Source organism: Actinokineospora globicatena (assembly GCF_024171945.1).
In the GTDB taxonomy this organism is placed as follows: Bacteria; Actinomycetota; Actinomycetes; order Mycobacteriales; family Pseudonocardiaceae; genus Actinokineospora; species Actinokineospora globicatena.
The window spans coordinates 1,049,780-1,057,855 of record NZ_JAMTCR010000004.1; the positions used below are offsets into that span (position 1 = coordinate 1,049,780).

4 protein-coding genes are annotated in these 8,076 nt (G+C 71.6%); 1 reads left to right on the plus strand and 3 read right to left on the minus strand.

The window, feature by feature from the left end; translation table 11 throughout:
• Positions 1–33: 33 nt before the first annotated feature.
• The 3 genes from LV79_RS23605 to LV79_RS23615 all read right to left on the minus strand — a co-directional run bounded on the left by LV79_RS23605 (position 34) and on the right by LV79_RS23615 (position 3,486).
• Positions 34–1,254: an NAD(P)/FAD-dependent oxidoreductase gene (locus LV79_RS23605; RefSeq protein WP_253840346.1), complete on the minus strand. Its 1,221-nt coding sequence runs from the start codon at positions 1,252–1,254 to the stop codon at positions 34–36.
• 514 nt (positions 1,255–1,768) lie between these two features.
• Positions 1,769–2,794, minus strand: a complete 1,026-nt coding sequence (locus tag LV79_RS23610; RefSeq protein WP_372495429.1) for a HAMP domain-containing sensor histidine kinase — start codon at positions 2,792–2,794, stop codon at positions 1,769–1,771.
• Between the two features lie 5 nt (positions 2,795–2,799).
• Positions 2,800–3,486: a response regulator transcription factor gene (locus LV79_RS23615; RefSeq protein WP_253840347.1), complete on the minus strand. Its 687-nt coding sequence runs from the start codon at positions 3,484–3,486 to the stop codon at positions 2,800–2,802.
• 129 nt (positions 3,487–3,615) lie between these two features.
• Here LV79_RS23615 and hrpA point away from each other — a divergent pair, with 129 nt between their 5' ends.
• Positions 3,616–7,524 carry an ATP-dependent RNA helicase HrpA gene (gene hrpA / locus LV79_RS23620; protein WP_253840348.1) on the plus strand — a complete coding sequence of 1,303 codons (3,909 nt, stop codon included), beginning with the start codon at positions 3,616–3,618 and terminating at the stop codon, positions 7,522–7,524.
• The last annotated feature ends 552 nt before the right edge of the window (positions 7,525–8,076 follow it).

Sequence of the window (8,076 nt, forward strand, 5' to 3'; positions counted from 1 at the left end):
CAGCGGCGCGTTTCGGCAGCCGAATCGTCTCGGCTACTCCGCGGCGCGGATGGCGGCGGCCGCCCGGCGGCCCGACACCAGGGCGCCCTGCAGGGACGGGGTGTCGCGGTGGTCGCCGCAGACGTAGACGCCGTCGCCGAGGGCGACGGGTTTGCGCAGCGGGCCGGTGTGCACGGGCAGGGCCTCGGGGATCCGGTAGGTGCGGACGTGCAGCCAGGTCGTGGTGTCGCGGTGGTACATGGCCGACAGGTGTGCGCGGACGGCCTGCTCGCCGGGGTCCTCGGTGCCCAGCACGGTCGACGACACCAGCGTCCCGCCCGGGGCGTACTCGGGGGCGGTGTTGGTCAGCACCACGCTGTTCACCACCGGACCCCGCCGCGCGCCGTCGACCACGATGGCCGCCTCGGCGACGGGTGGGAAGTCCGCGAGGTGGTAGTAGGTGAGGCACCCGCGCGTGCGCGGCGCCGCGATCCGGCCGCCGGACAACGCGTGCGCCGCCGTGCCGCCGACGGCGATCACCACGTGCCGGGCGGTGACCGTCCCGAACTCGCCGGTGACCCGTCCCGGGTGGACCTCGCGGATCGGGTAGCTGTAGCGGATCGCGTCGGTCGGCAGCGACGCGGCCAGTTGGTCCGGGATCGCGCGCATCCCCGCCGCGGGCACGCCGATCACGCCGCGCGCGAACGAGCGGACGACGAACTCGGCGAACCGGCTCGGCACCGTCAGCTCCGGGTCCAGGAACACACCGGACAGGAACGGCTGGACGAACCGGTCGTAGAGCGGGCCGGTGATCCCGTAGTCGGCGAGCCGCACCCGGAACGGCCGGTCGTCGCGGTCCCGCAACGCCTTCGCGGGCGCGGCGGCCAACGCGGCGGCGTACGCGCCGAGCATCATCTTCCTGGCCAGCGACCCGACCGGGGCCCGCAGCGTCTCGCGCAGCTTGCTCGGCTCACGCAGCGGATCGGCCAGCAGGTGCAGGCCGTCGTCGTCGCTGACCAGCGCGGCGGGCAGGAACGGCCGCAGGTCCAGCGCGTCGAGGTCGAGCAGGTCGCGCACCGCCGGGTAGCCCGCGTTGAGCACCTGGAACCCCCGGTCGAGCAGCAACCCCCGGCTCCGGTCCGTGCGCACCCGCCCACCCGGCGCCTCGTCCGCCTCCACCACGACGACCTCGCGCCCGGCCTCCACCAGGGTCTTGGCCGCGGTCAACCCAGCCAGCCCGGCGCCCACCACGACGATGTCGGTCTCCGTTGCCACGCCCGCCACCGTACCCAGCGGCCCCCCACTCCCGGTCCGTCCGACACGGACACCCGGCCCACCAGTCGATCACCCGCTACCGCGCGGACCGGGGGTGATCGAGCCGGGATCCGGCTCGTGGGGTGGGTTCGGGCGGCGGCGACCAAGATCGAACCGGCCTGAGCAGCCCCCGATATACAGCCTACGGGCCGGGGGCGACGGGATGGGCGGGTCGCGGTGGGGGCTGTGGATAACTCGGTTGGCGCGTGGCACTTCGGCGGCGGAGGGGGCGGTGGCGCTCGTGCCGTTGGTGCGGGGCCTGTGGTGGGTTTGGCTCGGTGCGGTGGTGCGGTGGTGCGGTGGTGCGGTGGTGCGGTGGTGCGGTGGTGCGGTGGTGCGGTGGGCGGCCAAGGGCCGGATGGGTGAGGCGGGCGAGGGGCGGGCGGGCGTTGAGCGGCGAGGCTGGGGCGGGGGTGGCCGGGCTGGGGAGGGCAGCCGGGGCTGGGGTGGGCGCGTGGCGGTGGATCGGCGGGCGCTAGGTGGGGAGGGTGATGCGGATGCGGCAGCCGCGGGTTGAGTCGACTACGGCGATGGTGCCGCCGTGGAGTTCGATGACCCAGCGGGCGATGGACAGGCCCAGGCCGGTGCCGCCGCCGAGGGCCTTCTCGCCGCGGGTGAAGCGGCGGAAGACCAGGTCGCGTTCGGCGACGGCGATGCCGGGGCCCTCGTCCCTGACCTCCAGCAGCAGCCCGGCGGGGGAGCGGGCGGCGGTGACCCACACCCGGCCGTCGGGTGGGCCGTGGCGGACGGCGTTGTCGAGCAGGTTCACCAGGACCTGGTGCAGCCGCTCGCCGTCAGCGGTGACGGTCACGGCGTCGGTGGCGACCGTGGTGGTGAACCGGACCGCCGACCGGCCGACCGCCGCGGCGTTGACCTCGGCCTCGGCGACCACGTCGGCCAGCAGCGGCTCGACGGGCAGCGGTTCGCGCGGCAGCGGGTGCGCACCGGCGTCGATGCGGGACAGGTCGAGCAGCTCGGTCACCAGCCTGCTCAGCCGCACCGTCTGCGCCAGCGCGGTGCGCATGGTGGCCGGGTTCGGCTCGCTCACCCCGTCCACCACGTTCTCCAGCACGGCCTGCAGCGCGGCGATCGGGGTGCGCAGCTCGTGCGAGACGTTGGCGATCAGCTCGCGCCGGTTGCGGTCGGCGGCCTCCAGGTCGGCGCTCATCTGGTTGAACGCCCGGCCCAGCGCGCCGACCTCGTCGCGGGCGGTGACCCGGATCCGGCGCGAGTAGTCGCCCCTGGCCATCGCCCCGGCGGCGGCGGTCATGTCGCGCAGCGGCCTGGTCATGCCGTGCGCCAGGATCTGCGACACCGCGACCGCGCCGATGATCGCGGTGACCGAGGTCGACGCCGGGATCCAGCCCACGTCGGCCCAGAAGTAGGCCAGGCCCGCGGTGCCGGAGGCGACCAGCAGGATGCTGATCTTCAGCTTCATCGAGCGCACCGGGTCCAGCGGCCGGGGCAGCAGTTCCAGCAGCTCCAGCGCCCGGCTCCGCACGGCGGTCACCCGGCCACCTCCAGCGCGTAGCCCACGCCGTGCACGGTGCGGATCAGGTCGGCGCCGAGCTTGCGCCGCAGCGCCTTGACGTGGCTGTCGACGGTGCGGGTCCCGGCAGGCTCGCCCCAGCCCCAGATCTCGGCCAGCAGCCGCTCCCTGGGCTGCACCGCGCGCGGCCGGGCGGCCAGGTAGGCGAGCAGGTCGAACTCGATCGGCGTCAGGTGCGCCTCGACCCCGGCCCGCCGCACCCGGCGCTGCACCGCGTCGACCTCCAGGTCGCCGACGACCGTGGGCGCCTGCCCCGGCTCGCTCTGCCCGGCCCGCTCGACCCGGCGCAGCAGCGCGTGCACCCTGGCCACGAGCTCGCGCGGGGAGAACGGCTTGGTCATGTAGTCGTCGGCGCCGACCCCGAGGCCCACGAGCAGGTCGGTCTCGTCGTCGCGGGCGGTGAGCATGAGCACCGGCACCGGACGGCGCGCCTGGACCCGGCGGCACACCTCCAGCCCGTCGAACCCGGGCAGCATCACGTCGAGCACCACCAGGTCGGGGCGGGTCCGCTCGGCGGCGTCCACCCCGGCCGGGCCGTCGTGGGCTAGGTCGACGTCGTAGCCCTCCGCGCGCAGCCGGGCCGCGATCGATGCGGCGATGGTGTGCTCGTCCTCGACCACGAGGACCCGGCGCCTGTTGCCCATGGGGGGCACTCTAGGTGCGGCGTGTGCGCCCACGCGGGGTGGTGTGTGGAGGTTCTGTGCAGGTGGTCGCGGTGCGGCGGGGAAACCGGGGTGAGACCGGCGGGCACCATTGCCTAGGCTGGGGGGCAAATGAGCACCACCGACACCACGGTCGGATCCGCCGACCTGCGCGCCGCCCTGCCCGAGCTGATGCTGCGGGACGAGCGGCGGCTGGCCCGCAGGCTCGACGGGCTGCGCAAGACCAGGGACCCCCAGCGCAAGCGGGCCGCCTTGGCCAAGATCGCCGAAGAGGTCGAGACCGCGCGCACCCGGGTGGCTCGGCGGCGCTCGTCGGTGCCCGCGCTGAAGTACCCGGAGGACCTGCCGGTCAGCCAGCGGCGCGACGACATCCGCGACGCGATCCGCGACAACCAGGTCGTGATCGTCGCGGGTGAGACCGGGTCCGGCAAGACCACCCAGCTGCCCAAGATCTGCATGGAGCTGGGCCGTGGCGTGCGCGGGTTCATCGGGCACACCCAGCCGCGCCGGATCGCCGCGCGCACGGTGGCCGAGCGGGTCGCCGAGGAGGTCGGCACCGCGCTGGGCGAGACCGTCGGCTGGAAGGTGCGGTTCACCGACCAGGTGGGCGACCGGACCCTGGTCAAGCTGATGACCGACGGCATCCTGCTGGCCGAGATCCAGAACGACCGGCTGCTCTCCGCCTACGACACGATCATCATCGACGAGGCGCACGAGCGCAGCCTCAACATCGACTTCCTGCTCGGTTACCTGGCCAGGCTGCTGCCGTCCCGGCCGGACCTCAAGATCGTGATCACCTCGGCGACCATCGACCCGCAGCGCTTCTCCCGGCACTTCGGCGACGCCCCGATCATCGAGGTCTCCGGCCGCACCTACCCGGTGGAGGTCAGGTACCGGCCGCTGGTCGACCCGGAGGACCCCGACGCCGACCCGGACCGCGACCAGACCCAGGGCATCCTCGACGCCGTCGACGAGCTGTGCGCCGAGGGACCGGGCGACATCCTGGTGTTCCTCTCCGGCGAGCGCGAGATCCGCGACACGGCGGAGGCCTTGGCCGGTCGGAACCTGCGCAACACCGAGATCCTGCCGCTGTACGCGCGGTTGTCCAGCGGCGAGCAGCACCGGGTGTTCCAGGCGCACAGCGGCCGCCGGGTCGTGCTGGCCACCAACGTCGCCGAGACGTCGCTGACCGTGCCGGGCATCAAGTACGTCGTCGACCCGGGCACCGCGCGGATCTCCCGCTACAGCAACCGGCTCAAGGTCCAGCGGCTGCCGATCGAACCGGTGTCGCAGGCCTCGGCCAACCAGCGCAAGGGCCGCTGCGGCCGCACCTCCGACGGCATCTGCGTCCGGCTCTACGCCGAGGACGACTTCCTGGCCCGGCCCGAGTTCACCGACCCGGAGATCCTGCGCACCAACCTGGCCTCGGTCATCCTGCAGATGAGCGCGGCCGACCTGGGCGAGATGGCGGACTTCCCGTTCATCGACCCGCCGGACCGCCGCCACATCGCCGACGGCGTGCAGCTGCTGCAGGAGCTCGGCGCGCTCGACCCGGCGGAGAAGGACCCGGCCAAGCGGTTGACCGCGCTGGGACGCAAGCTCGCCCAGCTGCCGGTGGACCCCCGGTTGGCCAGGATGGTCATCGAGGCCGACAAGGCGGGCTGCGTCACCGAGGTCATGGTCATCGCGGCCGCACTGTCCATCCAGGACCCGCGCGAGCGGCCGCAGGAGAAGCAGCAGGCGGCGGCGGAGAAGCACTCGCGGTTCGCCGACCAGGACTCCGACTTCGTCAGCTACCTCAACCTGTGGCAGTACGTGCGGGAGCAGCAGAAAGAGCTGTCCGGCAACCGGTTCCGCAAGCAGTGCAAGGCCGAGTTCCTCAACTACCTGTGCATCCGCGAGTGGCAGGACATCCACTCGCAGCTGCGGCAGGTGACCAAGCAGCTGGGCGTCACCCCGAACGAGGTGCCCGCCGAGCCGCGCAACGTCCACATCGCCCTGCTGTCGGGCCTGTTGTCGCACATCGGTTTCCGGGACCCGGCGGGCAAGGAGTACATCGGCGCCCGCAACGCGAAGTTCGCGGTGTTCCCCGGTTCGGCGCTGTTCAAGAAACCGCCGCGCTGGGTGGTCGCGGCGGAACTGGTGGAGACGACCCGGCTGTGGGGCCGGATCTGCGCCCGGGTCGAGCCGGAGTGGGTCGAGCCGCTGGCCGAGCACGTGGTCAAGCGCACCTACAGCGAGCCGCACTGGGAGGCCCGCCAGGGTTCGGTGGTCGCGACCGAGCGGGTGACCCTCTACGGGCTGCCGCTGGTGGTCGACCGCAAGGTCCACTATGGACGCATCGACCCCGAGGTCTCGCGCGAGCTGTTCATCCGGCACGCACTGGTCGAGGGGGACTGGCAGACCCGGCACCACTTCTTCCGCGACAACCGGGCGCTGCTGCGCGAGGTGGAGGAACTGGAGCACCGCGCCCGCCGCCGCGACATCCTGGTCGACGACGAGACGCTGTTCCAGTTCTACGACCAGCGCATCCCGGCCGAGGTGGTCTCCGGCAGGCACTTCGACACCTGGTGGAAGAAGACCAGGCACGACGCGCCGGACCTGCTGACCTTCTCCAAGACCATGCTGGTCAACGACACCGCCGCCGACGTGCGCGAACAGGACTTCCCGGACGCGCTGAGCCAGCGCGGCCTGACGTTACCGCTGACCTACCGGTTCGAGCCGGGCCGCGCGGACGACGGCGTCACCGCGCGGGTGCCGATCGCGGTCCTCAACCAGCTGGAGGGCGACGGGTTCTCGCTGCAGGTACCGGGGCAGCGCGAGGAGGTCGTCACGGCCCTGATCCGCTCGCTGCCCAAGCCGCTGCGGCGCAACTTCGTCCCCGTCCCCGACTTCGCCCGCGCTGTCGTCCGAAAGCTGGGCGACGTCGAGGAGTCACTGCCGGAGGCCATCGGACGGGAACTGAAGGCGCTGACCGGCGTTGTCATCCCCCGCGACGCGTGGCAGCTGTCCGCTGTACCAGACCACCTGCGCACCACGTTTCAGGTCGTCGACGGCGACAAGACCCTCGCGCAGGGCAAGGACCTGGTGGCGCTCAAGGACCAACTGAAGTCCCAACTACGCGCGTCCCTGGCCGAGGCGACAGTCGACCTGGAGAAGCACGGCCTGACAACGTGGACGATCGGCACCCTGCCCAAGGTCGCCCGCACCGCGCAGAACGGCCTTGTCGTCACCGCCTACCCCGCCTTGGTCGACGAAGGCCCCACCGTCGCGGTCCGCATGCTCGACACCGCCACCGACCAACGCGCGGCGATGTGGACAGGCACACGCAGGCTCTTGCTGCTCAACGTCCCCGCACCGACCAAATTCGTGGTTCGCTCGCTGTCCAACCAGGCCAAGTTGGCCCTGTCCCACAACCCGCACGGCGGCGTACCAGCGTTGCTGGCGGACTGTGTTGATGCGGCGGTGGACCACTTGATGACGCGCGCTGGCGGGCCGGTGTGGAACGAGGCGGCGTTCACGGCTCTGCGCGACAACGTCCGGAAGTCGTTGAACGAGACGACGGTGGACGTGCTGGATCGGGTGCGCAAAGTTGTGCTGGCGTGGAACGAGGTCCAGGCGCGGTTGTCGCGTACTCGGGGGCCGATCTTTGTGGAGCCGTTGCGGGACATTCAGGAACAGGTTGCTGGGCTGGTGTTCCCGGGGTTCGTGACGGCTACCGGGGTTGAGCGGTTGCTTGACGTGGAGCGGTATTTGCGGGCGGTGGAGCGGCGGCTGGACAAGTTGCCGGAGCGGCCGGATCGGGACCGGGCCTGGATGCATACGGTGCAGGACCTGGAGGACGCTTATCACGGGGCCGTGGAGGAATTGCGGCCCAGCGCGCGGGAGACTCCGGAGGTTCGGGGGATCTGGTGGATGATTGAGGAGCTGCGGGTCAGTTATTTCGCGCAGACGCTGGGGACACCGGTGGCGGTGTCGGACAAGCGGATCCTGAAGGCCATTGAGGCGTTGCGCGGGTAGGGCGGTCTCTGGTGGGGTAAGGGCGGTCTTTGGTGGGGGAGTGGGCTGGGGGAGTTGTCCACAACGCCACTGGTTGTCCACAGGGGCGACTTTCAGCCTCTCCTGCCGTTGCGTCCCCTCGGTAGGCTGTGTATTCGGGGGACTTTGGGCCGGGTTGATCTTGGCGGCCGTGGCTGAGTAGGCGTTGAGCTGGGGGAAGTCCGGGTCTCGTGCCTCCGCTGCGCTGCGGTAGACGCCTCGGCTGCGCCATCGGATTGACGCGAGAATGCGAAGAGCTCGATGAGGGTTATGCGGGTTATTCAGGCGTGATGTGGCTGCGGTTGGGTTCTGGGTAGCGCAACAGCCCCTGTCGGTAAGATCGTTTTCCTACCACGGAAGACGTCGACCGATAGAGGCTGTTGCGTGTCGCAGAATATCACCGGGTTGTCGGATGCCCAGGTGCGGGAGTTGGGTGCGGTGTTCGCCGCGAGGGTGGCATGGGATCCGCGGCGGCGGTTCACGCCGGCGGGGGCGGTGATACTGGCGTTGGAGTTCTGGCGGACCAATGCCGCC